Origin of the sequence: Ferrovibrio xuzhouensis (assembly GCF_042648965.1) — a bacterium.
Lineage (GTDB): Bacteria > Pseudomonadota > Alphaproteobacteria > Ferrovibrionales > Ferrovibrionaceae > Ferrovibrio > Ferrovibrio xuzhouensis.
Window position 1 is genome coordinate 126,150 of record NZ_JBHRYJ010000001.1, and the last position, 24,480, is coordinate 150,629.

General features: G+C 60.8%; 18 protein-coding genes and 1 tRNA gene. 9 read left to right on the forward strand and 10 right to left on the reverse strand.

Going from position 1 to position 24,480, the window contains the following annotated elements; translation table 11 throughout:
- Positions 1 to 858, reverse strand: a complete 858-nt coding sequence (locus ACFOOQ_RS00560; protein WP_379720180.1) for a class I SAM-dependent methyltransferase — start codon at positions 856 to 858, stop codon at positions 1 to 3.
- Entirely contained in the window at positions 858 to 1,691 is an 834-nt protein-coding gene (locus tag ACFOOQ_RS00565; RefSeq protein ID WP_379720183.1) for an MBL fold metallo-hydrolase, read from the reverse strand. The genes ACFOOQ_RS00560 and ACFOOQ_RS00565 overlap by 1 nt, the downstream gene beginning before the upstream one ends.
- Before the next feature lie 120 nt (positions 1,692 to 1,811).
- Here ACFOOQ_RS00565 and ACFOOQ_RS00570 point away from each other — a divergent pair, with 120 nt between their 5' ends.
- Positions 1,812 to 2,567 carry an enoyl-CoA hydratase/isomerase family protein gene (locus tag ACFOOQ_RS00570; protein ID WP_379720186.1) on the forward strand — a complete coding sequence of 252 codons (756 nt, stop codon included), beginning with the start codon at positions 1,812 to 1,814 and terminating at the stop codon, positions 2,565 to 2,567.
- Between the two features lie 34 nt (positions 2,568 to 2,601).
- Here the strand turns inward: ACFOOQ_RS00570 and ACFOOQ_RS00575 are convergent, their stop codons facing one another.
- The 5 genes from ACFOOQ_RS00575 to carA are packed head-to-tail and all read right to left on the reverse strand — an operon-like array spanning position 2,602 to position 9,146.
- Positions 2,602 to 3,294 (reverse strand): response regulator transcription factor, encoded by a 693-nt coding sequence (locus tag ACFOOQ_RS00575; RefSeq protein WP_379720189.1) that lies wholly within the window; start codon positions 3,292 to 3,294, stop codon positions 2,602 to 2,604.
- 10 nt (positions 3,295 to 3,304) lie between these two features.
- Positions 3,305 to 4,165 (reverse strand): alpha/beta hydrolase, encoded by an 861-nt coding sequence (locus ACFOOQ_RS00580; RefSeq protein WP_379720193.1) that lies wholly within the window; start codon positions 4,163 to 4,165, stop codon positions 3,305 to 3,307.
- A 45-nt stretch (positions 4,166 to 4,210) separates the two neighbouring features.
- Complete coding sequence (greA, locus tag ACFOOQ_RS00585) at positions 4,211 to 4,684, reverse strand: transcription elongation factor GreA (RefSeq protein ID WP_379720196.1); 474 nt, start codon at positions 4,682 to 4,684, stop codon at positions 4,211 to 4,213.
- Positions 4,685 to 4,706: 22 nt separating this feature from the next.
- Positions 4,707 to 7,940 carry a carbamoyl-phosphate synthase large subunit gene (carB, locus tag ACFOOQ_RS00590; protein ID WP_379720199.1) on the reverse strand — a complete coding sequence of 1,078 codons (3,234 nt, stop codon included), beginning with the start codon at positions 7,938 to 7,940 and terminating at the stop codon, positions 4,707 to 4,709.
- Between the two features lie 30 nt (positions 7,941 to 7,970).
- Positions 7,971 to 9,146, reverse strand: a complete 1,176-nt coding sequence (gene carA / locus ACFOOQ_RS00595; RefSeq protein WP_379720202.1) for a glutamine-hydrolyzing carbamoyl-phosphate synthase small subunit — start codon at positions 9,144 to 9,146, stop codon at positions 7,971 to 7,973.
- A 319-nt stretch (positions 9,147 to 9,465) separates the two neighbouring features.
- On the opposite strand from carA, the gene ACFOOQ_RS00600 reads away from it, so the two are divergent.
- The 4 genes from ACFOOQ_RS00600 (at position 9,466) to ACFOOQ_RS00615 (ending at position 14,107) form a co-directional block, all read left to right on the forward strand.
- Positions 9,466 to 9,924 (forward strand): GatB/YqeY domain-containing protein, encoded by a 459-nt coding sequence (locus tag ACFOOQ_RS00600; RefSeq protein WP_379720205.1) that lies wholly within the window; start codon positions 9,466 to 9,468, stop codon positions 9,922 to 9,924.
- Between the two features lie 67 nt (positions 9,925 to 9,991).
- Complete coding sequence (gene dnaG, locus ACFOOQ_RS00605) at positions 9,992 to 11,836, forward strand: DNA primase (RefSeq protein WP_379720208.1); 1,845 nt, start codon at positions 9,992 to 9,994, stop codon at positions 11,834 to 11,836.
- Between the two features lie 75 nt (positions 11,837 to 11,911).
- Positions 11,912 to 13,969 (forward strand): RNA polymerase sigma factor RpoD, encoded by a 2,058-nt coding sequence (rpoD, locus tag ACFOOQ_RS00610; RefSeq protein WP_379720211.1) that lies wholly within the window; start codon positions 11,912 to 11,914, stop codon positions 13,967 to 13,969.
- Positions 13,970 to 14,030: 61 nt separating this feature from the next.
- Positions 14,031 to 14,107, forward strand: a tRNA-Ile gene (locus tag ACFOOQ_RS00615).
- Positions 14,108 to 14,417: 310 nt separating this feature from the next.
- Here the strand turns inward: ACFOOQ_RS00615 and ACFOOQ_RS00620 are convergent.
- The 3 genes from ACFOOQ_RS00620 to ACFOOQ_RS00630 all read right to left on the reverse strand — a co-directional run bounded on the left by ACFOOQ_RS00620 (position 14,418) and on the right by ACFOOQ_RS00630 (position 18,582).
- Complete coding sequence (locus tag ACFOOQ_RS00620) at positions 14,418 to 16,703, reverse strand: S8 family peptidase (RefSeq protein WP_379720213.1); 2,286 nt, start codon at positions 16,701 to 16,703, stop codon at positions 14,418 to 14,420.
- A complete protein-coding gene (locus ACFOOQ_RS00625; protein ID WP_379720216.1) occupies positions 16,621 to 17,820 on the reverse strand; it encodes an AAA family ATPase in 1,200 nt (399 codons plus the stop codon). The genes ACFOOQ_RS00620 and ACFOOQ_RS00625 overlap by 83 nt, the downstream gene beginning before the upstream one ends.
- Positions 17,821 to 18,288: 468 nt before the next feature.
- On the reverse strand, positions 18,289 to 18,582 hold the full coding sequence (locus tag ACFOOQ_RS00630) for a hypothetical protein (RefSeq protein ID WP_379720219.1): 294 nt from the start codon (positions 18,580 to 18,582) through the stop codon (positions 18,289 to 18,291).
- A 649-nt stretch (positions 18,583 to 19,231) separates the two neighbouring features.
- Between ACFOOQ_RS00630 and ACFOOQ_RS00635 the strand changes: the two genes are divergently transcribed.
- The 4 genes from ACFOOQ_RS00635 to ACFOOQ_RS00650 are packed head-to-tail and all read left to right on the forward strand — an operon-like array spanning position 19,232 to position 24,449.
- Positions 19,232 to 19,945: a TnsA endonuclease N-terminal domain-containing protein gene (locus ACFOOQ_RS00635; RefSeq protein ID WP_379720222.1), complete on the forward strand. Its 714-nt coding sequence runs from the start codon at positions 19,232 to 19,234 to the stop codon at positions 19,943 to 19,945.
- 13 nt (positions 19,946 to 19,958) lie between these two features.
- Entirely contained in the window at positions 19,959 to 21,914 is a 1,956-nt protein-coding gene (locus tag ACFOOQ_RS00640) for a Mu transposase C-terminal domain-containing protein (RefSeq protein ID WP_379720225.1), read from the forward strand.
- A gap of 1 nt (position 21,915) precedes the next feature.
- A complete protein-coding gene (locus ACFOOQ_RS00645) occupies positions 21,916 to 22,947 on the forward strand; it encodes a TniB family NTP-binding protein (RefSeq protein ID WP_379720228.1) in 1,032 nt (343 codons plus the stop codon).
- The gene (locus tag ACFOOQ_RS00650) at positions 22,944 to 24,449 is read left to right on the forward strand and encodes a TniQ family protein (RefSeq protein WP_379720231.1); all 1,506 of its coding nucleotides are present in this window, start codon (positions 22,944 to 22,946) and stop codon (positions 24,447 to 24,449) included. The genes ACFOOQ_RS00645 and ACFOOQ_RS00650 overlap by 4 nt, the downstream gene beginning before the upstream one ends.
- Positions 24,450 to 24,480 lie beyond the last annotated feature (31 nt).

Genomic DNA, 24,480 nt, shown 5'->3' on the forward strand with positions numbered 1-24,480 from the left:
TCAGGCCGTCCGGCGCAGCCACAGGCTGGCCGGGCGGGCCTCCGGCGAGACCGGCAGTCGTCCGGCGATGCTGCCGGCCACATCGGCGGCCAGCCGCGTCGCCGCATAATGGCTGGCGAACAGGATGTCCCACCCGCCGGCCAGCATCGGCCCCAGCACCTGCTGCTCGTTGTAGCCGCGCCAGGCCCAGTCGGCCGGATAGTCGTCGGGCAGGAAGATATCGTGGACATGCACCAGCACGCCGGCCGGCAGGGCCGGCAGGATGCGGTTGAACAGCCAGTCGACATCAGTGCCTGGCATCAGGATATGGCTGGAATCGATGAACAGCACATCGCCGGGCTGCAGCGCGGCGAAAACCGCCGGATCGGCGGTCTGCATCACCGCCGGCACAAACCGCACCGGCAGGCCGGCAAGGCTCGCCCGTGGCGCCGGGTCGATGGCGGTGATTTCGGTCCCGCGCCCGGCATCGGCCACGGCGCGGGAGAGAAACCTGGTCGAATGCCCGGAGCCGACCTCGACGATCCGCCGCGGCCCGTGCCGGCGCACCAGGGTATAGGCCGTCACGGCATCCAGCGTCGGGAACCAGCTCTGGGTGAAGCGCGGCGCCGGCGGCGGTGCCTTTGCCTCGGCGATACGGGCAAGGTCACCGGCAAAACCGTCGGCGGCGGCCAGCACGGCACGCATCTGCCCAGCCGCCGCCGCGAACCGCTGCTCCAGTGCCGCGTAGACCGGCTGCGCCGCGGCGACCGTATCCGCATAGCGATAGGGAATGAAAAAGCCCTGCCGGCGCAGGCCGACGGTCGGGCCCAGCAGGGTCTGCAGCCCCATGCGGAGCCGGCGCCGGAACGGTGACGACATCAGGGGCGCAGGATCATGCCCTCGCGGGCAACCACCGAACCCGGCCGCTGCGCCGCGACCTCGGCGGCGATCTTGTCCATGAACACGTCGTCGTGCTCGGGATCGTGATGAAAGACGACGAAGGTCTTCACCCCGGCCTCGTCGCACAGCCGCGCCCCGGCCTGCCAGGTGGAATGGCCCCAGCCCTTGCGGCAGGCATATTCCTCGTCGGTGTACATGGAATCGTAGATGACGATGTCGGCGCCGCGGATCAGCTTCAGGATATTCTCGTCAAAGCCCTCGGCCGGGTGCTCGGTGTCGGTCAGGTAGCAGATCGACTTGCCGCCGTATTCGACCCGATAGCCGGTCGCCAGGTCGGGATGGCTGAGCGGGCCGGTGCGCACGGTGATGCCCGGCTGCGGGTGCAGGGCCTCGCCCTGCTGGAAATCATGGAAGCTGAGATCGGCCTGGAAGATTTCCAGCGGCACCGGAAACAGCGGCGAGCACATCATCTGCTTCAGCACGCCCTTGATGCCCATGCCGTCGGTGACATGGCCGGCATGGATGCGGAAACTGTTGCGCGGATCGAAAGCGGCGCAGAAATGCGGCAGGCCGCAGACATGGTCGTAATGCGTATGGGTCAGGAAAAGATCGGCGTCGACCCGTCCCTGCTTTTGCAACGCCATGCCGAGCGCACGCAAACCCGTTCCCGCATCGAACAACAGCAGATGCGAGCCGCAACGGATTTCCAGCGACGATGTATTGCCGCCGTATCGCATGACTTCCGGTGAGCCCACTGCAATGCTGCCGCGGACTCCCCAGAAGCGGACATAAAACTCTTCTACCCCCACCACCTGGGCCTCCTTTTTCCCGTCAGCGTCGAGGAACGGAGCGCCTCTTGTGCCGCAGCCCTTGCTGTCAGCCGGGGCAATACGGAAATATGTCGTACACTCAGATTAAGGGCGGTGTGTCGCATGTCTCAAGCATTTATTGAAGAAATCCGGGATTTTCGGGCGGCCATCACATTTAACAGGCCTGACAAGCATAATGCCTTGGAAATCAGCGACCTGGAGGCGCTCGATGCTGCACTGCTGCGCATTGCTGCACTGCCGTCGATCCGCGTGCTGATCCTGCAGGCAACCGGCAAAAGCTTCTGTGCCGGCGTGGATTTCGGCGCCGTCGCCAGCCATGACTGGCGCGACAGTCCGCTCGAGCGTGTTGCCGACCGGCTTGAAATCCTGCCCTTCCCCACGCTCTGTGTGCTGCAGGGCGGTGTTTATGGTGGCGGCACAGACCTCGCGCTCGCCTGCGATTTCCGGCTCGGCGTCACCGGCATCCGGACCTTTGTTCCACCGGCGAAACTCGGCATCCAGTATCATCCGCACGGCATCCGTCGTGTGGTGTCGCGGCTCGGCCTTGGACCCGCCAAACGTCTTTTCCTGCTGGCGGAAACCTTTGATCATAATGAAATGCTGCGCACCGGGTTCCTAGACTGGATTACCACCCCCGATGAACTGGATGCTCGCAAAGAGGGCATCGCCGCGACCATCGCCGGTCTCGCCCCGCAGCCGCTGCGCGGCATGAAGCAGAGTCTGAACGAGATCGCATCCGGCCTGTTCGACGAGCGCGCCGCGCGCGAGCGCTTTGCCGCCAGCTTTCACACCGATGATGCCATCGAGGGCCGCGCGGCCATTGCCGCGAAGCGCGCGCCGGTCTTCACCGGTCGCTGATCAAGGGCCGCTGACCCTAGGCCGCTGAGCCTGCTCAGGGCTGCAGGCGGTAGCCGCCCGGATCGGTGACCAGCAGCGCGGCATCGCCGGGATTGCGCTCGATCTTCTGTCGCAGGCGATAGATATGGGTCTCCAGCGTGTGGGTCGACACGCCGGCATTGTAGCCCCAGACCTCGGTAAGCAGCGTCTCGCGCGGCACCGGTTTGGTGCCGGCGCGCAGCAGGAATTTCAGGATCGCCGTTTCCTTCTCGGTCAGGCGCACCTTCTTGCCGGCCTTCTCGTTGTCGAGCAGCAGCTTGTTGGCCGGCCGGAAGGTATACGGCCCGATGGTGAAGACGGCATCCTCGCTCTGCTCGAACTGCCGCAGCTGGGCGCGGATACGCGCCAGCAGCACGCCGAGCTTGAACGGCTTGGCGACATAGTCGTTGGCGCCGGATTCAAGGCCGCGGATGGTGTCGGTATCGGCATCGGCCGCCGTCAGCATCAGGATCGGTGCCCGCACGCCCAGCCGACGCAGCTCCTTGCAGACGTCGCGGCCATCCATGTCGGGCAGGCCGACATCCAGCAGCACGAGGTCGAAATGATCGTTCTGCACGATGTCGATCGCCCCGGCGGCATCGTTCACGCAGATCGTGGTGAATTCCTTGGTCGTCTCGAGCTGTTCGGCCAGCAGCGACTGCAGGGTCCGGTCGTCATCGACCAACAGGACTCGCTTGGCTCCGCTCATCGGATTCTCCTTATTGTATCATCGCCGCCAGCGCGGCCTGTATCGCGCTGCCCGGCTGTGCCAGCTCGTCGACGATATTGAAGTGATGCCGCTGCGGCGCTGTGATGCCAGTCACCCTTGCACCACGCTCGGCACAGGCTGTCACGAAATCGTGTTGCTGGCCATGATAGGCTGCCGTCTCGTCGGCGCCTACAGCGCAGACCAGCGTCACCAGGCCGCCACGCCACTGCGGCAGGATCATCTGCGGGCTGTTGCGGATCGCCGTCACGTCGGTCATGCCGAGCCGGTCGTTCAGATAGCAGCGGCGGATCGGCAGCAGATCATAAAGTCCGGATACTGACAATCCACCCTTCACCAGGTCAGTCGGGGCCGCGCCATCCAGCGCCGCCCAGTCGGTCAGGCCGGCCATGGCGGTGAGATGGCCGCCGGCGGAATGGCCGGTCACATAGATGCGGTCGCGGTCGAAGCCGAGCGGTGCCGCCTCGCGCCACAGCCACACCAGCGCCCGGCGGACCGAGGCGACGATGCGGTCCATGTCGGCCTCCGGCGCCAGCGGATAACCGAGCACCGCAACATTGGCGACCTGTCCGGCCGTCTCGGCGGCAAACCCCTCGGCGACAAAGCTGAACGACGACTTGTCCAGCGCCTGCCAGTAACCGCCGTGGATGAACACCACCAATGGCCGGTCCGGCTGCGGCACGGTGAAGAGATCGAAGACCTCGCGGGGATGCGCCCCGTAGGGCAGGTCGAGCCGGCCGGCGAGGCGGCGGCGTGTCTCGGCGCTGGCCGTTGCCCAGCGCTCCATGTCCTGCGCATGCGTCGGCACGGCGGCGCGGTTGTTGTAGAGCCTGTCGAGTGTCTCACGATCCAACGGACATCCTCCCGACCGGCACCATCTTACCGGAGGCCGGGCCGTCTACTTGAAGGCGACGGAGACGATTTCGTAGGCCTTGGCGCCACCCGGCGTCGTCACCTCGACGTTGTCGCCTTCCGCCTTGCCGACCAGGGCACGCGCCAGCGGCGCCGTGATCGACAGCAGGCCCGCCTTGATGTCGGCTTCGTCGGCACCAACGATCTGGTAGGTGCTTTCCTCGCCGCTGTCCTCGTCGGCCAGCACGACGGTGGCGCCGAACTTCACCTTGTCGCCCGACAGCTTGGAGACGTCGATCACCTCCGCCCGGCGCAGCTTGTCTTCCAGCTCCAGGACGCGCGTCTCGATCCAGCCCTGCCGCTCCTTGGCGGCATGGTATTCGGCGTTCTCCGACAAATCGCCGTGTTCGCGCGCTTCGGAAATCGCACGGATCACGGCCGGTCGCTCCACCGACTTCAGATGCTTCAGTTCGGTTTCCAGACGCTGGTAACCGCCCGCGGTCATCGGAATCTTCTGCATAACGCCCCTTCCTAGCTGACCGTTAAAAGTAAGCCTGCAGCGGCGAGACGGCAAGGCTTCCCGCCCGCAGCGCCTCGATGGCACGGACGGCGGCCTTGGCTCCCGCCACGGTGGTGAAGTACGGGATCTTGTTCATCAGCGCGGTATGGCGCAGATCGAAGCTGTCGCGGATCGAAGCCGCGCCCTCCGAGGTGTTGAATACCAGCTGGATGGCGCCGTTCTTCATGTCGTCGACGATATGCGGACGGCCTTCCATCACCTTGTTGGCGCGCTTCACGGTGATGCCGTGCTCGCCGAAGAACCGCGCCGTGCCGCTGGTGGCGACCACCTCGAAACCCATGGCGACCAGCCGGCGGGCCGCCTCGACCAGCGCCGGCTTGTCGGCGTCGCGGACCGAGATGAAGACGCTGCCCTGCAGCGGCAGCAGGGTGCCGGCCGCCATCTGCGCCTTGGCAAAGGCGGTGCCGAAATCGCGGTCGATGCCCATCACCTCGCCGGTCGACTTCATTTCCGGCCCGAGGATGATGTCGACGCCGGGGAAGCGGGCGAAGGGGAACACGGCTTCCTTGACGGCGACATGCCCGAGGGGTTTGTCGCTCAGCGCGAAGCTGGCCAGCGTCTCGCCGGCCATCACCCGCGAGGCGATCTTGGCCAGCGGCGTGCCGATGGTCTTGGCGACGAAGGGCACGGTGCGCGAGGCACGCGGATTGACTTCGAGGATATAGACCGTGCTGTCCTTGACGGCATACTGCACGTTCATCAGGCCGACCACGCGTAGCGCCCGGGCCAGCGCGCGGGTCTGCTCCTTGATGTCGGCGATGACATCGGCCGACAGGCTGTAAGGCGGCAGGGCGCAGGCGCTGTCGCCCGAATGGATGCCGGCTTCCTCGATATGCTCCATCACGCCGGCGACGAACTGCGTCTCGGCATCGGCCAGGCAGTCGACATCGACCTCGATGGCATCCGACAGGTAGCTGTCGATCAGCACCGGCGACTTGCCCGAGACCTTCACCGCCTCGGTCATGTAGCGCTCGAGCTGAGCCGCACCGCGCACGATCTCCATGGCGCGACCGCCCAGCACGTAGGACGGCCGGATCACCACCGGATAGCCGATGCGTGCCACCACGGCACGCGCCTCGTCTTCCGAACGGGCGATACCGTTGGCCGGCTGCTTGAGATTCAGCTTCTGCAGCAACTGCTGGAAGCGCTCGCGGTCCTCGGCGAGGTCGATGGCATCCGGCGAGGTGCCGAGGATCGGCACATTCGCCGCCTCGAGCCCGGCCGCGAGCTTCAGCGGCGTCTGGCCGCCGAACTGCACGATCACGCCGTGCAGCTTGCCCTTCGACTGTTCGACATGGATGATTTCGAGCACGTCCTCGACGGTCAGCGGCTCGAAATACAGGCGATCGGAAGTGTCGTAATCGGTCGAGACGGTTTCCGGGTTGCAGTTGACCATGATGGTCTCGAACCCGGCTTCCTTCAGCGCATAGGCCGCATGCACGCAGCAATAGTCGAATTCGATGCCCTGGCCGATGCGGTTCGGGCCGCCGCCGAGGATGATGACCTTGGTGCGATCCTGCGGCTGCGCCTCGCATTCGGCGCCCGGGCCGAATTCATAGGTCGAATACATATAGGGCGTATGGCTCTCGAATTCGGCCGCGCAGGTATCCACCCGCTTGAACACCGGCCGCACCTTGAGACTGCGCCGATGCGCCGAGACCGCGGCTTCGTCCATGCCGGTCAGCTCGGCCAGCCGGGCATCGGAAAAGCCCATGCGCTTCAGCGCCTGCAGGCCATCGGCATCGCCGGGCAGGCCGTCCTTGCGGACACTTGCCTCGACTGCGATCAGCTCGGCGATCTGCTCGAGGAACCACGGATCGTATTTGCAGGCCGCATGCACCTCGGCGACACTGAGGCCATGACGGAAGGCCTGGGCGATCACCAGCAGGCGGTCAGGCGTCGGCTTGGCCAGTGCCGCGACGATGGCTTCCTTGCCGTCCGGATCGTCGGCGTTCGGGATCACCATCTCGTTGAGGCCGGTCAGCCCGGTCTCCATCGAGCGCAAAGCCTTCTGCAGGCTTTCCTGGAAGCAGCGTCCCATCGACATCGCCTCGCCCACCGACTTCATCGATGTGGTCAGCAGGCGCGCGGTGCCGGGGAACTTCTCGAAGGTGAAGCGCGGCATCTTGGTGACGACATAGTCGATGGTCGGCTCGAAGGAGGCCGGCGTCACCCCGGTGATGTCGTTCATCAGTTCATCGAGCGTAAAGCCGATCGCCAGCTTGGCGGCGACCTTGGCGATCGGGAAACCGGTCGCCTTCGACGCCAGCGCCGAGGAGCGCGACACGCGCGGGTTCATCTCGATCACCACCATGCGGCCATCGGCCGGATTGACGGCGAACTGCACGTTGGACCCGCCGGTCTCGACGCCGATCTCGCGCAGCACCGCCATCGAGGCGTCGCGCATGATCTGGTATTCCTTGTCGGTCAGCGTCAGCGCCGGCGCCACGGTGATGCTGTCGCCGGTATGTACGCCCATCGGGTCGATATTCTCGATCGAGCAGATGATGATGCAGTTGTCCTTGCGGTCGCGGACAACCTCCATCTCGTATTCCTTCCAGCCGAGCACCGATTCATCGATCAGCACTTCGGTGGTCGGCGAGGCATCGAGGCCGCCGGCAACGATCTCGTCGAATTCCTCGCGGGTATAGGCAATACCTCCGCCGGTGCCGGCCAAGGTGAACGACGGCCGGATCACCGCCGGCAGACCCACATGCGACAGCAGCGCGCGTGCCTCGTCCAGCGTGTGGGCAGTGCCCGAACGCGGCATGTCGAGCTGCAGGCGGTTCATCGCCTGGCGGAACTTCTCGCGATCCTCCGCCATCTCGATGGCTTCGCGGGTCGCGCCGATCATCTTGACGCCGAATTTCTTCAGCACGCCCTGCTCGTCGAGCTTCATCGCCGTGTTCAGCGCGGTCTGGCCGCCCATGGTGGGCAGCAGGGCGTCCGGCCGTTCCTTCTCGATCACCTTGGCGACGATCTCCGGCGTGATCGGCTCGATATATGTCGCATCGGCCAGCCCGGGATCGGTCATGATCGTCGCCGGATTGGAGTTGATCAGGATGACCCGGTAGCCCTCTTCCTTCAGCGCCTTGCAGGCCTGGGTGCCGGAATAATCGAATTCGCAGGCCTGGCCGATGACGATCGGGCCGGCGCCGATGATCAGGATACTTTTAATGTCGGTACGTTTGGGCATGATTCACCTGTGGGCAGCACGCGGGGCGCGTCAGCTGCGCTGCTGCTCCATCAGTTTGACGAAACGGTCGAAGAGATAATGGGCGTCCTGCGGGCCGGGCGAGGCTTCCGGGTGGTACTGCACCGAGAAGACCGGCCTGTCGGTCAGCTTCAGGCCCTCGTTGGAGCCGTCGAACAGCGAGACGTGCGTGCGCACCACGTTGGCCGGCAGGGTTTCCTCAAGCACGCAGAAGCCGTGATTCTGGCTGGTGATCTCGACCTTGCCGGTCTCGAGGTCCTTGACCGGATGATTGGCGCCGCGATGGCCGCGATCCATCTTTCCGGTGCGACCACCGAGCGCCAGCGCCATCATCTGATGGCCGAGGCAGATGCCGAACACCGGCTTGCCGCTGTCGATCAGGCTCCTGATCACCGGCACGGCGTATTCACCGGTCGCCGCCGGATCGCCGGGACCGTTGGACAGGAAGACGCCGTCGGGCTTGTGCCGCATGACGTCTTCCGCGCTGCTGTTGCCCGGCACCACGGTGACCTTGCAGCCGGCCGAGGCGAGGCTGCGCAGGATGTTGCGCTTGATGCCGTAGTCGATGGCAACGACGTGGAATTTCGGTGCCGTCTGCCGGCCATAGCCCTTGCCGAGCTGCCAGCGGGTCTCGTCCCAGGTATAGGTCTGCCGGCAGCTCACCTCGGCGGCGAGATCCATGCCCTCCAGCCCCGGCCAGGCCTTCGCCTTGGCATGCAGCCCGGCGAGGTCGAACTTGCCGTCGTGGCGATGGGCGATCACGCCGTTCGGCGCGCCGCCATCGCGGATGCGCCGGGTCAGCGCCCGGGTGTCGATGCCGCTGACCCCGACCAGCGCGCGCAGCTTCAGCCAGTCATCGAGGTGGGTGTGGCTGCGGAAATTCGACGGTGCGGTGATCGGCGCGCGCAGGATCAGGCCGCGGGCGGCGATCCCCTGGGTCTCGATGTCCTCGAGGTTGGTGCCGACATTGCCGATATGCGGAAAGGTAAAGGTGATGATCTGGCCGGCAAAGGAGGGATCGGTCAGGCTTTCCTGATAGCCGGTCATCGAAGTGTTGAAACAGACCTCGCCGACGGTGTCGCCCTCGGCGCCCAGCCCGTGGCCCCAGAACACGCTGCCATCGGCCAGAACCACGACCCCGGTATACCCGGGCCCGGGCGGTGCGGCATAAGTCTGTGTCTGGGCCATCTCCGGCTTCTCCATACGCGGGGCCGGGGACGGAACCCGGCCGAAATCTGGCATTCTGGCCGCAGAAAACCACCGGAGGGCGATGCGGTGAACCCAGCTCCGGCGGTACGGGACAGATTATACGATGATTGCGACAGCGCGTTCACGCCGTGGCGACCGGGGCGAGACGATACCAAATCGCGGCATAAGGTCAAGTCCGGCAATTTCGCCAAATGTTGTTTATTATCATATGCTTATGCCCTTTGCGCGATTCCGCTTCCTGGAGTATGCTGCGCGCCTTCCAAAAAACCCGATTCCGTATACCGCTGGGGGATTATCGATGCTGCGCGAGACGCTGAGCCAGGCGCTCAAGGATGCCATGAAGGCGAAGGATGCCCGTCGCACGGCGACTTTGCGCCTGATCCTGGCCGCCCTGAAGGACCGTGACATCGCGGCCCGCACCGATGGCGCCGACCGCACCGGTATCCCGGAGACCGACATCCTCGCCATGCTGCAGACCATGGTGCGCCAGCGCCGCGAATCGATCACCGCCTACGAGCAGGGCGGCCGTCTCGACCTGGTCGAGCAGGAGAAGGAAGAAATCGCCATCATCGAGGCTTTCCTGCCCCAGCAGCTGTCGGAAGCCGAGGTCGAGGCCGCCACCCGGGCCGCCATCGCCGAGGTCGGCGCCCAGGGCATCAAGGACATGGGCAAGGCCATGGCGGTGCTGAAGGCCAAATATGTCGGCCAGATGGACTTCGCCAAGGCGGCGGCCGTCCTGAAAGGGCTTCTGACCTAGGCGGTTCCTTGCTAGCCTTGGCGGCTTATCGGCCCAGATCCTGAGTCGGGTCCGGGGAAGAGGATAGATGGCTTTTCCCGATTCCTTTCTGGAGGAACTGCGTAACCGTGTGCCGCTGTCGGGCGTCGTCGGCCGCTCGGTCCGGCTGATCAAGCGCGGCCGCGAATTCACCGGCCTGTGCCCGTTCCACAATGAAAAAAGCCCGTCGTTTACCGTCAACGACGACAAGGGCTTCTTCCACTGCTTCGGCTGCGGCGCCCATGGCGACGTAATCGGCTTTGTCATGCGCAACAGCGGCCTGGCCTTTCCGGAAGCCGTCGAGCAGATCGCCCAGGAAGCCGGCCTTGCCGTGCCCCAGGTGCGCCCGGAAGACCGCCAGAAGGCCGATCAGGTCTCGACGCTCGGCAAGGCCATGGAAGAGGCCGCCCGCTGGTTCGAGGCACAGCTGCGCGCCGGCGCTGGCGCAACCGGCCTTGCCTACCTGCAGAAACGCGGGCTCAAGCCCGAGACCATCGAGCGCTTCCGGCTCGGTTTCGCGCCGGCCAGCCGCACGGCGATGAAAGAGGCCCTGCTCGCCCGCGGCCTGCCGGAGCCCCTGCTGGTCGAGGCTGGCCTGCTGATCAAGCCGGAAGACGGCGGCGCCAGCTATGACCGCTTCCGCAACCGGGTGATGTTCCCGATCGGCGACCGCCGTGGCCGCATCATCGCCTTCGGCGGCCGGGCCCTCGACGCGGACGCCCCGGCAAAATACCTCAACTCGCCGGAGACCCCGCTGTTCCACAAGGGGCGCAATCTCTACAACCACGCGATCGCCCGCGAGGCCGCCCGCGAGGCCGGCACCGTGGTCGTCGTCGAGGGCTATATGGACGTGATCGCCCTGGCCCAGGCTGGCATCGCCCATGCCGTGGCGCCGCTGGGCACCGCGCTGACCGAAGAGCAGATCGCCCTGCTGTGGCGCTTAAGCAACGAGCCGATCCTGTGCTTCGACGGCGACAATGCCGGCTGGCGGGCCGCGCTACGCGCCGCCGACCGCGCCGTGCCGCTGCTGGAACCCGGCCAGTCCTTCCGTTTCGCCACCCTGCCGCCCGGTCAGGACCCGGACGATCTGGTGCGCAACCAGGGCCGGGCCGCCATGGACGAGATTCTGGCCACCGCCCAGCCGCTGGCCGATATCCTGTGGCGGCGCGAGACCGAGGCCCGGCCGCTGGATACGCCGGAACGCAAGGCGGCCCTTGAGGCTGCCCTGATGGGTCTGGCCAACCAGATCAAGAGTCCGGCGGTCCAGAACCACTATCGCGAGCATTTCCGGAACCGGATGCGCACATTGTTTGCGCCGGCCCGCAAGGCCTGGGTCCCGGGCAGCCGCAACTGGCCCCCCGGCCGCATGCGCCCCGGTTTCGGGCGGCCGCAGCAACCGGAAGGCGACCTTGGGCCTGTAACCAGCCAGATTGACCGTACGGAACGGGCCCTGCTGACCGCTGTGGTGACCCATCCGTGGCTGCTGGAAGAGCATGGCGAGGTCTTTGCCGCCCTCGCCTTCCCGCAGGCTGTGCTTGACAGCCTCAAGAGCCGGATTCTAGAAGAAGCCTCCCGCCATCCAGGTCTTGACGGCGAGGCCTTCGCAGCCCATTTGAGGCAACAGGGACTCGGCCCCCAGCTTGACCTCGTGACCGGCGAGACCGGGCGGGTGTTCGAGCCGTTTGCGCGTGCAGGCACCGCCCCGGACAAGGTTGAAAAAGGGTGGTGGCAGGCCGTGCAGCGCTACCGGTTGGCGGAACTGGAACAGGAGCTGGCGGCGGCCGAGGCCGATCTGGCCAGCAACACGAACCCAGAGGCATGGCAGCGGTTTGTCGCCCTTCAGGCAGAAGTCGGTTCGGCACGCAGCCAGGTTTCTGCATCGGATACCGATTGAGCCGTTCCCCGACGGGAACGGCTTTGCGTTTTTCACAGATTTGGTTTTCACGGACAGGACGAGTTAGGAACCGGCATGGCGAAACAAGCAGCGGCCCCTGACACCGCAGAAGCGCCCGAAAAAGAAGAAGTCGCCGACACCCCTTTGATCGACGCATCGGTTGCTGCGATCAAGCGGATGCTCGCCAAGGCGAAAGAGCGCGGCTACGTCACCTACGACGAGATCAATGCCGTACTGCCGCCCGAGCAGGTGTCGTCCGAGCAGATCGAGGACACGATGGCGATGCTGTCCGAAATGGGCATCACCATCGTCGAGTCCGAGGATCAGGACGAGGCCGCCGGCGAGAAGGAAGAAGCCGAGGCCGAGGGCGACCAGGAGGCTGCCGAGACCGCTCCGGCCAAGGCCGAGGTCGACCGCACCGACGATCCGGTGCGCATGTACCTGCGCGAGATGGGCTCGGTCGAGCTGCTGTCGCGCGAGGGCGAAATCGCCATCGCCAAGCGGATCGAGGCCGGCCGCGAGAAGATGATCGGCGCGATCTGCGAAAGCCCGCTGACCATCCAGGCCATCGTGCGCTGGCGCGACGATCTCGTCGACGGCAAGATCCTGCTGCGCGACGTGGTCGACCTGGAAGCCACCATGGGTGGTGGCGCCGGCCCCGAGCCGGGCATGGAAGGCGACGAGGACGAGGATGCCGATCCGGTCGCCGCAGCGATGCCGGCCGTCAAGGCCGAGGCCAAGCCGGCCAAGGCCGAGGCGCCCGCCCCGGTGAAGATCGAGAAGCCGAAGGCCAAGGCCGGCGAACCGGGCGAAGCCGAGGCGCCGCCGGCACCCGAGGAGCTGGACGAAGAGGACGAGGCGAACCTGTCGCTCGCCGCCATGGAGGCGCAGCTCAAGCCGCAGGTGCTGGAAGCCCTCGACGCCATCGCCAAGCATTACAAGAAGCTGCAGAAGACCCAGGAAGAGCGCCTGCAGGCCGCCCTCGTGCATCAGGACATCGATGCCAAGAAGGACAAGGCCTATCAGAAGCTGAAGCACGAGATGGTTGGCCTGATGGAGGCCGTGCATCTCAACAACGGCCGCATCGAATTCCTGGTCGAGAACATGTACGGCCTGAACAAGCGGCTGATGATGCTGGAAGGCCGCCTGCTGCGCACCGCCGAAGGCTGCAAAATTCCGCGCGAGGAATTCCTCAAGCAGTACGAAGGCCAGGAGCTTGATCCGAACTGGCTGCCGAAGGTCGGCAAACTGAAGACCCACAAGGGTTGGGCCAAGTTCGGCGAGACCGCGGCGCGCGAAGTCAATCCGATCCGCGAGCAGATCGCCGGCATCGCCACCGAGTTCGGCCTGCCGATCTCGGAGTTCAAGCGCATCTACAAGCAGGTGCGCGAGGGCGAGCGCGAGGCCGCCGTGGCGAAGAAGGAAATGGTCGAGGCCAACCTGCGCCTCGTCATCTCGATCGCCAAGAAATACACCAACCGCGGCCTGCAGTTCCTCGATCTGATCCAGGAAGGCAACATCGGCCTGATGAAGGCGGTCGACAAGTTCGAATACCGTCGCGGCTACAAGTTCTCGACCTATGCCACCTGGTGGATCCGGCAGGCGATCACCCGCTCGATCGCCGACCAGGCCCGCACCATCCGCATCCCGGTGCACATGATCGAGACGATCAACAAGCTGGTGCGCACCAGCCGCCAGATGTTGCACGAGATCGGCCGCGAGCCGACTCCGGAAGAGCTGGCCACCAAGCTCGGCATGCCGCTCGAGAAAGTGCGCAAGGTACTGAAGATCGCCAAGGAGCCGATCAGCCTCGAAACGCCGATCGGCGACGAGGAGGATTCGCATCTCGGCGACTTCATCGAGGACAAGAACGCCGTGCTGCCGGTCGATGCCGCCATCAACTCCAACCTGCGCGAGACCACGACGCGGGTGCTGGCGACGCTGACCCCGCGCGAGGAGCGCGTGCTGCGCATGCGCTTCGGCATCGGCATGAACACCGACCATACGCTGGAAGAGGTCGGCCAGCAGTTCTCGGTCACCCGCGAGCGTATCCGCCAGATCGAGGCCAAGGCGCTCAGGAAGTTGAAGCATCCGAGCCGCTCGCGTAAGCTCCGCTCGTTCCTGGATACGTAAGGACCAACGCCCCGGCCGGTCCGGGGCGTTTCCTTGTGCATTTCCCGGGTGAGTGTCCCGTGGGCCTGTAGCTCAACTGGTTAGAGCCGGCCGCTCATAACGGTCTGGTTGCAGGTTCAAGTCCTGCCGGGCCCACCACTCCCCCCTGTTCAGACTGTCGATAGTGCCATAAAGTGGCACTACGAGCCATAAAGTGACACTAGTGCCGTTTTATGGCCCGTAGCGACACGAGAGTTCTTATCTTTATTTCTGTATCGGAAAATATTTAGAGAGTTCGGTCCGAATCTTCTCTGGACGGGCTACTTCACTGTCGATGACAGTATAAAACAAGTTTTCGGCCCTATCGTGGGTTTAAACTCACGATAGGGCGATTAAATACTGTCCTCGTCAAAGCTAAAACTAGCGTTAAATCTAAACCTACCGTCAATCTCTATTTGCCGATATAACACTACCGGCTGCTTCTAGGAGTGATCTGGATTCGTCCGCGCGGACGCAACTGGACCAACCGATTCCGATAGCGTTGCAAAATTCTATCGTGGAGGTTTGCCATCTTCCTATTTCGAAGAGTGATTATAAGCGCAAATCGAATATTCCCGCGCCGACTAGCGTTGTGGCCATGGTTCCTAGAAAAATACGTTACATCGAACGCTGGATCATTTAGAGAGGATGAACGTTTTATTTTCGTTGCTTTCAGTGTCGTCTCCCATTTTTGCGCATCCCGCCTGCGGATAACTTCAGTGTGATAGAAGTCAGCCGCTCCGAAGAATGAATCTGACGGAGGCATAGTGGGAATAATCTGCTCGCCTTCCTCATTCAGATAAGGCTTCTGTGTTTTGTGTGTATCAGGCCTAAAGGTGATCTCGAGACCGTCACGTGTATAATTCAAAGAATCTTCAGGATTCACTTCACAATAGAAGCAGAAGGTCGCCGTAATTTCCACATTCCCATCAACGCCTTGAGGCATGGGAATGTACATTCGTACAGCCCCCGTTTCTGGCATCTGCCTTTGATAAATTACGTGAGCTTCGCCGTCACCAGTAGTGACCAGATCCTCCAGCTGATGGGAAAGTCGCCCCCAACCAACTTCTGTCCGCGGTAATCCAGCGTCATTTGCATGGTGAACCAGCAAAGCTTTGACAGTTGGTGCATATAACTCTTCTTGAAAATTTGCACGAATTCCGACACCGCATCGCAGAGCGAGCGGGGAGGCAAAGCTGGTTCCGTTGGCCCCACGCGCTAAACTTTGGCGCCCTCCGCCGAGAACAAAGAACGGCGCCGCTGGCGACCCACCAAAAGCGAGAAAGTCTGGCTTAACGTACCCTGGGCTACGCCCTGGTCCTACGGCACTATACGGAGCTCTTCCCCAACGCTCATCTGGCCTATCAGCTGCGCCAACACCCAGGATGTTCACTCCGTCGGACGGAACCTGAACTCTATTTAGCTTATGTTGAGCGCTGGAAAGGCCATTATTTCCACAAGCCACGGTCGCAACCGTGATGCCATCCGAAAATTGATTATCCAATGTAGAAGTCCAGCGGTTAACGTCATCATCGTCAATCGAGGTCGCAGGCCCAAGACTAATATTTACGAACTCATATCTTCTCGATTCGAGGATGTTCTGAATACGATCCAAAACATCATATAACTCGAAGTCGGTGTTCCGTGTATCTGCACCAACAACTCGCCAATGATCGACATTCGAGAACGGCGCAGATAATGATCGCCCGTCCAATAATGGCCCGAACAAAAATGCCGAAGTCACCGCCAAGCCATGACTTTGGTGGGAAGCCACAGGCACGCCCGTGCCTGGCGCATCAAATTGTTTTACCCATCTGTCTAGGCCATGGTCGGAAGGTAGCCCACCGTCAAAAATAGCTACATTTAGCTCTTGAGAAGCAGCATCCGCATCAGGCAGTTGCACACGAAACCCTGGCGTGCTGCTACGCAAAAAAGGGTCTAGTGCGACCAGTTCTGGCATCTGCCGCATCGCTCGTAAGAACGTAAACTCCAGAAATTCTTTGGCTCTGTCCAAAGGTGCATGCATTGGTACAAAGCAAAGTCCACCCACATGCCTGCGGCGGCTTGCATCAACCTTTGCATCAACAGATTGCGCAAACTTCGAGAAGCCCTCAAGAATATATCTGTCTTCAGGCTCTGCTGACGCGTGCAGAACAACCTCGAAAGGAAATCTATCTAAATCCTTTCCTTTTTTATCGACGGTTGGCTTCAAACGGCTCTCACTTAATGGCTCGACCCTTTCGATGCGCCTGAATTCTTCAGCCATTTTCGCATCTGGATGCCATTGCTGAATATTTCGAGCGAATTCATCAATCGCATTCCGTTTACCCGCCACGAAGATTTGCGGAGCCGGAGATGGTTTCGCCTTTGCGGCCTCCTGAGTTTTCGATGCCCCAGTCACTCGTTCGGGGACAATAAAAACACCCCGACTTCCTACGTGCCGTAACTCCAGTCCTCGCATCAAAAAGCCTGGATAGTAGGCTTTGGCCAAATAAGCAGGGTGTAACGTTACCGCGATAACAGCCTCGCCGTCAGGACAACCAATCTCCGGCAAACGCCGCAGCCAGCGAGCAGTGTTTGCCCAAAGAGGAGTTAAGCGTCGACGGGCGGTAATAAAATCATATGGATGAACTTTATTTGGAGGATTCCTTCCCGGACGATCGGTTTCCAGCGACAGTTTTTCCCCGCCGCCGATGAGATATCGAATTTCCGACATTTTTTGCCTCCACCCCAACCTTGGGCTCTGTTCCCCGCCAAAATTTTCGCAGAGTATCGCGCGAGTGGCCAGTAATTATTCTAATTTTACGATCAGATACGCCAAGGGAGTGCAACTTTTTAGCTAAAATATCTCTATCTTGGGTTCGGCTTCGCTGCTCATTGCCGAGAATGCTATCTTTCAATGCATCCTCAAGTGTCATCCGGTTTACAACCGCGTGGCGACGAATACGGCGCAAAGCGCGGGTAATAAAGCTGAACGACTCTCCCTCCCACAAATGAGCCAAAACCTCCGGCCAAGTCTCAAGGTCACTAATCTCACCTCCTAGGAGCCCACGAATAGTCGTGAGGCGCAGGTCAATAGGGGGAAGATCGAATTGGAGAACGTCATCGAAGCGCCTCCAGACCGCCGGATCCAAAAGATCTCCGTGATTAGTTGCCGCAATCAACAAACTTGATTCTGGCCATTCATCAACCTCCTGAAGGAGCACGGTAACCAGCCGTTTAAGCTCTCCAATTTCCGTGTCGTCATCTCGGCGCTTTGCGATGGCATCAAATTCATCAAGCAACAACACTGAGCGTCTGCTTTTCGCATAATCGATGACACTGCGAATATTCGCTCCGGTTTTACCTAAGAAGCTACTCATTACGGTAGCTAGATCTAATACTAGCAAGGGCAGCTCGAGCTTCTGCGCCAGCCATCGGGCAGACGCTGTCTTGCCTACACCTGGTGGACCAACAAATAGAAGAGAGCGGGTAGGGCCGAGGCCTCGACGCTCAAGCGCAGGGATGTTCTGCCTCTCCGCCACGACCTGCTCCAGCCGCGCTTCTAGGTCAGGAGGAAAAATAAGGTCCTCCGTCAAGACAACAGGGAATTCCTCGCGAAGAAGGGACAGCCTCGAATCAGCATCCACTGGAAGCATATTCGCGGCGGCATCGCGCAGCACCCCGGCCTGGTTTGGCGCAGATGCCAAGACACTCGTAAGTGCGTCCACCAGCCCCTTTTGTTCTGGCCCGGCCTTACGGATGAGCTTCCGCAAATAGGCATGCACATCTTGCGCCCGCCCCAGCAAAGCCAATTGTGCCAGCTGGACTATTTCATCGTCTTTTATGATCATTTAGTCCACCACGTATAGTAAACTATTGTTTCTACTTGATAACAAAATCATTCTAACATGGACTAGTTTATGGTAAAAGCCTTTCATCTAGTCCAGTTGTGATTTTTCAGTGTCTCAACCACCAAACAAATGAGGTATCCAATGAACAAGACTTTCAAGCCGGGCCAAACGGCCTCGCGGTCTGGGCAATATGGGATCGTCGGCACCAGAGGCGGCGACACGGGCAAGGAGCGCACTGTGGTTCGGGGTGAACCGCTGCCCCCGACTCCGAAAGCGGGACAGAGCTACCGTCTGGTAGATCCGACCAAGAACAAGAGCGGACGCCCGTGATCTGGGTGGGGAGATGGCACCTAAGCGCGCCGTCTCCCCGGCCTGCGAAATACAGTTAGTGGGTCAAAAATTATTCGGATGCATTTTGTTGCCGCCAACATGGAGGCGATCTTGGACCTATTGCTTCGATAGCATTGCTCAATAGCCTAGGATTTTGCTGAATTTCTCTTGGATATCTTCATCCTTCTGAACTTCCTGCCAACGGACATACCAGCGGTCAAAATTTTCCCGGATACCCATTGCGTTGGCCAGGCGTTTCATACGCGGCATAGAGAGGCCATCCATATCTGTTTGGTCTGGCGCTGGTTCGAGGCTCCATCCATGCTCGCCATATCTCACGCATGGCAAAGTAGATCCAATCACAGACGGCCCGTTCAGCTGTGGCGCAAGTAAAGCGCCCGAGTGCGTCGGAATGTGGGGCGACGTTGTCATCCTCACCTCCAGCATGAAAGATCGCGCTGGGCATACCGCGGATATCAAACTCCCCCAGATCCGTTAGCACATTTCGAGCATCACCATCCGGTTCGACAACCGAAAAGGCTCCGGGGAGCGAAGAATACACCGGCCCCTCACAGAGGACCCAGCGCCAACTCAGGCGACCGCCGGCCACTAGAAATGGAAGTAGCTCCGCACCATGAACAACAGGGCGAGCCCTGTTGTTGGCATAAAGTGTCGCAGTGACTTGGGTGTAGGATGGAAGACTGCCTTCTAGTACTGCCCTGTCGACCGATCTACGCGCATCCAGTATCCACAGCATTGGTTTTCTTCTGACCATGGGATCACTCCACCTGCCGTACATATAGGTATATGTCGACCGCAGAAACAGCCGATACACTTGTGTGCCGGCCGGAAAAACCAATTTTTCTATTCAGAATCTATTCAGCTTCTATTCAGTTTCTATTCACCGCGCAAAGACACATCGATTGTTTGATTTTCCCTATGGCGAGATATTCGTCGGAATCGCTCCCCTCTTCTTGACATTTTCTTTTCGCCGCCCATTTCCCGCTGGTTCAACGACTCAATCAAAGGCGCTAACAGGGCGCCTGCGGTAACAGCTTTCACATCCAACGACGAGGGCAACATGCCTGCGAAACGCGGCCGCACGGGCGGCTTACGCGGACGGAGCCTTGCATCCTTCTCGATCGGCCTGCCGACAGGTGTCACGCCGGCGAGCCGCAAGGTCGTGACCAGACGAACCAAACGTGTCGTCGGATACTTCCAGAGCATGAAGATGCAGTGCGCATTCCCCTGGGAATCCCAGATTGAGCGCGACTATCTCTACTGTCTCGAGTTCGATATCGATGTCCTGGCTTTCTCCGCACAATCGGCAAGCCTGAACCTCCTCGTTGAAGGCATACCGCGGAACCATTTTCCCGACTTCCAGGTGCAATTTCGGTCGGGCGAGATGGCTCTCCACGAGGTCAAGACGGACCGCGATGCTGCGGCACCAGAACGCCAGCCTCTCTTTGAGGCCGCCAAGGCCCACTGTGCCGGAAACGGCATCTCCTACAGGGTCGTCACCGAGAGCGAAGTCCGCCGGCAACCCCGCCTGCAGAACTGCCAGCTGCTGATGCACCTGCGGCGCCGACCGGTCGCCCTGGACGATGCCCTGCTGGTCGCGTCCGCCCTGACAGACGGCCCGGCCACACTGGCCGACCTCCTGCAGCGATTCGGCGACGATAGGGCCGATGCCGATGCGGTGATCTTGACGATGGCTGCCCGGGGGAAGATCGGCTTCCCCCTCGACGCCCCCCTGACCGAAACCACCCGTTTCCAGCTCCTCCCGAGCCCATGAACAGGAGGCCCACATGTTCCGTATCCCCCTCGGTAAGACCGTCCATGTCGATGGCGCCCCATACCGGATGCATGTCATCACCACCGGGAACGACTATGTCCTCGAGAACAAGGCTACCCGGGCTCCCATAACCCTCAGCAGTGAGGAATTCTCGGCCCGGCTGGCTGCAGGCACCCTGGAACTGGACCCTGGTCCGGCGACCGAGGGAGGGTTCGACCCCGTCCAGGCGGACTTCCACAGCCTCCCGGACGGCCTGAAGGCCAAAGCCGACCGCCGGCACCGCTATGTGGAGGCCATGCGAGGGCATGCCATCCCCAAGACAGAGGCGCGGCTCAAGCCACTCCTTGCCACCCTGGCGGCTGAATTCGGGGATACAGCCCCGCCGAGCCCCAGAACAGTCATCCGTTGGCTGAGCCGCTGGGAACAGGCCGGCGGCCGGGATGTCCGGGCCCTGGTGCCCCGAACCCACCGCCGCGGCAACCGGACCCGCCGGGTCGACAGCGACGTGCTGGACCTGATCGAGGCGGTAATCGATGAGTGCTACTACCGGCGGGAGAAGATCACGACGATCGCCGTCCACGAGCTCGTCTGCGGCCGGCTGAAAGCCCATAACGAGAAGCGGCCCCCGGTCGAGCATTTGCCATTTCCGAGCCTGGCAACGGTCCGGCGCGCGATTGCCGACCGTTCCCCTTACGAGGTGATGGTCGCCCGAAAAGGGAAACATGCCGCCGACCGGAAGTTCATGCCGGTCCAGGCCGGCCCGGTCGTCGCCAGGCCTATGGAGGTCCTCGAGATCGACCATACCCCGCTCGACATCATCCTGGTCGACAGTGCCACAGGCAGCGTGATCGGCCGGCCGAACATGACGGCCGCCATAGACAAATATTCAAGGATGATCGTCGGATTCTATATCGGCTATGAGCCGCCGGGCACCCATACGGTGATGCTCTGCCTTCGGCACGCAATCCTGAACAAGCAATATGTGCGGGAGCAATATCCGGACATCCAGAATGTCTGGCCCTGCGAGGGCCTGCCGACCACCATCATGGTGGACAACGGCCCCGAGTTTCACAGCGACGGCTTCCGTAGTGCCTGCGCCCAGCTCGGCATCAACATCACCTATGCTCCCGGGCGGTCGCCCTGGTTCAAGAGCGCCATCGAGCGGTTCTTCGGCAGCCAGAACACCAGCCTTCTGCACCAGATCAGGGGCACCACGTTCAGCCGGTCGGCCGATCGGGGCGATTACCCCTCGGAGAAGCAGGCCGCGATCTCCCTGACCGACCTCCAGCACATCGTCCATATCTGGCTGATCGACTACTACAGCCAGCGGATTCACCGCCTCCGTGGCCGATCCCCGATCGAGACCTGGAATGACGGCGTCCGGCTGCACGGCCTGACGCCGCCGCGATCGGCTGCAGATCTCGATTGCCTGATTGGCGGCTATGCCACCCGGCACCTGACCCGCCGCGGCATCGAGCTGTTCAATCTGGCTTACTGCGGAGAGAAGGTCTTCGACCTCCTGAATCGGCCCCACAGGCCCGACATGGTCGAGGTCCGCTATGATCACGGCGACCTGAGCTACATCCTGGTCCTGGATCCGTTGACCCGAACCTATGTCAAGTTGCCATCGACGGAACCTGAATACACCGCAGGCCTGACCCTGGCGCAGCACAAGATCATTCTGGATCAGACCCGCAAGCGCATACAGGGGCAGATGAGTATAGGTGATCTCTGCACTACCCGCCTCGCCATCCAGACCAAGATCGACGAGATGGTAGGCCGAACCGCATCACTGCGGCGCCAGACTGCCAAGAGGATCAAGCGGTTCCAGAACACTGAATCCGACCAGCCCGGCTTCCCGCGGCAACAGATGCCCGTCATCACCCCCACACCCTCCAATGATCCGGAAATGCCGGCCGAGACGCCGAAGCCGGTCCGCGACTGGGTCGCCATCGAAACGGAGGACTGAAATGTCTGAGCCAACTACCTCCGCCCTCGATGTTCTTGATGATTCCCGCATCCTCGGCTTCCGCAAGATCTTTGTGAAAGACCCGCCGCTGATGGAGATACTCACGGCCATCAGCTGCCTGCATCGGACCGGGAAAGGCATCACGCATTCCCAGTGCATGGGTCTCTTCGGTCCATCGGGGTCAGGCAAGACGCGGCTTGTCCAGTATTACAAACACGGCTACCTCAAAACCCAGCCTATATCCACATACGAACTGGATGGCATCGAAGTCACAACCTTTCCCATCCTTATCGTCGAGTGTCCGGCACACGCCACCATCAAGGGCCTTGCCGAGACCTTATTAACGGCACTAGGCGATCCGAAGCCGTGGCGCGGAAGCCAACAGGAGATGACGCAGCGTGTACTTTACGGTCTTCGTCTGCGGCGCGTCAGCCTGATTGTCCTTGATGAATTCCAACACCTGTCCAACCAGGTTCGAAGTAATTATGCCGCCTATGAGACAGCCGATTGGCTCAAAAGCCTGCTGAACGCAAACATCTGCCCTATCCTTCTTGTTGGAACAGAAGCGGCTGCGAGTGTCCTAAGAGTCAACGAGCAACTCCAACGTCGCTCGTTTGCTGTTCATCGGTTTCAGCCATACAGCATCACCAACCGGACAGATTTTCAAATCTTCAAAGCCATGTTGGAGGGCCTTGAGAAGGCCATGAACCTTCCTCTTCCTTCTGGTCTTGCAGATGAAAATTTAGCATCGCGCATCCATGCGGCTACAGAGGGCCTGATAGGCCGCATCACCGGACTTCTCGATCGAGCCCTTCTGTTGGCTATCGAGCGGAAAGAAAACTGCATCACCAGACAAACGCTACACGATGTTTACTCGCGTATTTTCAATGTCACCGATTCTGGCCTCAACCCGTTTTCTGCCGGTGATCAACCAGAACCGTCCTCACATCAAGGAGATATCAGTACCCGGGCCATCCGGGCCCGAGGCAACAACAACCACGCCGCGTTGCGAATAAAAGACTTGCTTGGATGAGCTACACGTTATTTCTCAAATCCGACCCGATCCCTGGCGAGAGCATTTATGGCTACCTCACCCGCCTCGGGCACGTCCTTGGCTATCGATCGCCAGCCTGGATGTACGACGTTTTTCCCGATGCATTTCCATCCGAAAGCGTTAGGCATCTTCTAGTTGCCCAGAACTTGGCCTTTCTAGCCGAGAAACTCCGAATATCGCTCTCAAGCCTGGATGCGATGCGGCTCCCGCAGCGAGATGACGGATCACACATGTGTCGCGGACAGATGATTGCCCGCCACGACATCAATGCAATGGAAGAATATTTCTGCCCGTCCTGCACCCGGGAAAGAAAAACTCATCTCCTAGTCTGGCATCTTGCATTCGTGACGGTCTGTCCCATTCATAACTGCCGGCTGGTATCCCGGTGTGAAACATGCTTCCACCGCTTGAATCTCGGCTCGGTCCTTGAGGGCATTTGCGCAGGATGCGGCAAGAGCATTCATCCGTTAGCACCTAACTCAGAACAGTCTGGCCCAATTGTCGGGAGGCTGCTATCGCTTATTGGCGGCATTGACGGCACGACTGTTCCACAAGACGTGCCAGAAGTTCTGCAGGGGATCGGTTTGTCAGATGCGGTGGCGTTGATTCTGTGTTTCGGTCGAGCCATGGAACCTATCCGCAAGAGAGGCCGCAACACCGCGCGCCGCAAAATGGAGCAAAGACTGCTGATCGGATTCGAGATATGTGAAAATTGGCATAGTTCGATTTCGAAGGTACTGGATCAGGAATTCAGTCGCCCAAAATCGGCGAAATCTATGAAATCTGGCGCTTTTCACAAACACTTCATTCGAAGCAAGTATCCACACGTGCGGCGGATGGCTATTGCTGCACTGTGGGGCTATGAACGACAGCACCAGATAGCACAAGCCAGAAACGGTTCTGCGGTAAACCTCGAAGAATACGAAAATCTGGCTGACGTCGCACTACGGTTGGGGATTTCGAAAATTACATTGACCAGAAGACGAGAATATCCAGGCAGCCTGTTTCCGCGCATAAAATGGAAGCGATCAATTTATATCCATAAATCCGAGGTCGAATGGCTTAATCGCTGCCTTAAAGAATGCATATCTGCTCATGAATTGTCCGAGGCCTTGAACATAGCAGATCGCCATCAAATTCAGGCGTTCTATAATCATCATGTCTTTGCACTCGCAGATCCTTCCTTACAATTGGATCATCGCATGCAGCTCTTTCACAGACCAACCGTGGAAGCATTCCTCAGATATCTGGAGAAACTGCCAGAGCGTGAGACCTATAGGCCAGAAGTCGAAGTCGAATGGCGCACAGCAAAGGCAATGTTCTTGTCCAGACGTCACTCTTCGATAAACTTTGTCAAAGCGATAACGACCGGGAATCTACGTCCCACTGGACGCTTAAAAGGCAAATGCGGACTACTAAGTTTAGTGTTTGATAGGAGTTCGGTTGGGACCTGTGCTTCCAGCGGTACCCAATTCAGATAATGTCGCTCTCAACGCCCGTATCGATTGGCAT

Bases quoted from the DNA above. Each gene is read 5' to 3' on its own strand.
- ACFOOQ_RS00650 (WP_379720231.1), top strand. From the start codon at position 22,944: ATGAGCTACACGTTATTTCTCAAATCCGACCCGATCCCTGGCGAGAGC.
- ACFOOQ_RS00600 (WP_379720205.1), top strand. From the start codon at position 9,466: ATGCTGCGCGAGACGCTGAGCCAGGCGCTCAAGGATGCCATGAAGGCG.
- carA (WP_379720202.1), bottom strand. From the start codon at position 9,146: ATGGCCCAGACACAGACTTATGCCGCACCGCCCGGGCCCGGGTATACC.
- ACFOOQ_RS00635 (WP_379720222.1), top strand. From the start codon at position 19,232: ATGCCTGCGAAACGCGGCCGCACGGGCGGCTTACGCGGACGGAGCCTT.
- ACFOOQ_RS00625 (WP_379720216.1), bottom strand. From the start codon at position 17,820: ATGATCATAAAAGACGATGAAATAGTCCAGCTGGCACAATTGGCTTTG.
- rpoD (WP_379720211.1), top strand. From the start codon at position 11,912: ATGGCGAAACAAGCAGCGGCCCCTGACACCGCAGAAGCGCCCGAAAAA.
- ACFOOQ_RS00570 (WP_379720186.1), top strand. From the start codon at position 1,812: ATGTCTCAAGCATTTATTGAAGAAATCCGGGATTTTCGGGCGGCCATC.
- ACFOOQ_RS00575 (WP_379720189.1), bottom strand. From the start codon at position 3,294: ATGAGCGGAGCCAAGCGAGTCCTGTTGGTCGATGACGACCGGACCCTG.
- ACFOOQ_RS00630 (WP_379720219.1), bottom strand. From the start codon at position 18,582: ATGACAACGTCGCCCCACATTCCGACGCACTCGGGCGCTTTACTTGCG.
- greA (WP_379720196.1), bottom strand. From the start codon at position 4,684: ATGCAGAAGATTCCGATGACCGCGGGCGGTTACCAGCGTCTGGAAACC.
- carB (WP_379720199.1), bottom strand. From the start codon at position 7,940: ATGCCCAAACGTACCGACATTAAAAGTATCCTGATCATCGGCGCCGGC.
- ACFOOQ_RS00620 (WP_379720213.1), bottom strand. From the start codon at position 16,703: ATGTCGGAAATTCGATATCTCATCGGCGGCGGGGAAAAACTGTCGCTG.
- ACFOOQ_RS00560 (WP_379720180.1), bottom strand. From the start codon at position 858: ATGTCGTCACCGTTCCGGCGCCGGCTCCGCATGGGGCTGCAGACCCTG.
- dnaG (WP_379720208.1), top strand. From the start codon at position 9,992: ATGGCTTTTCCCGATTCCTTTCTGGAGGAACTGCGTAACCGTGTGCCG.
- ACFOOQ_RS00645 (WP_379720228.1), top strand. From the start codon at position 21,916: ATGTCTGAGCCAACTACCTCCGCCCTCGATGTTCTTGATGATTCCCGC.
- ACFOOQ_RS00640 (WP_379720225.1), top strand. From the start codon at position 19,959: ATGTTCCGTATCCCCCTCGGTAAGACCGTCCATGTCGATGGCGCCCCA.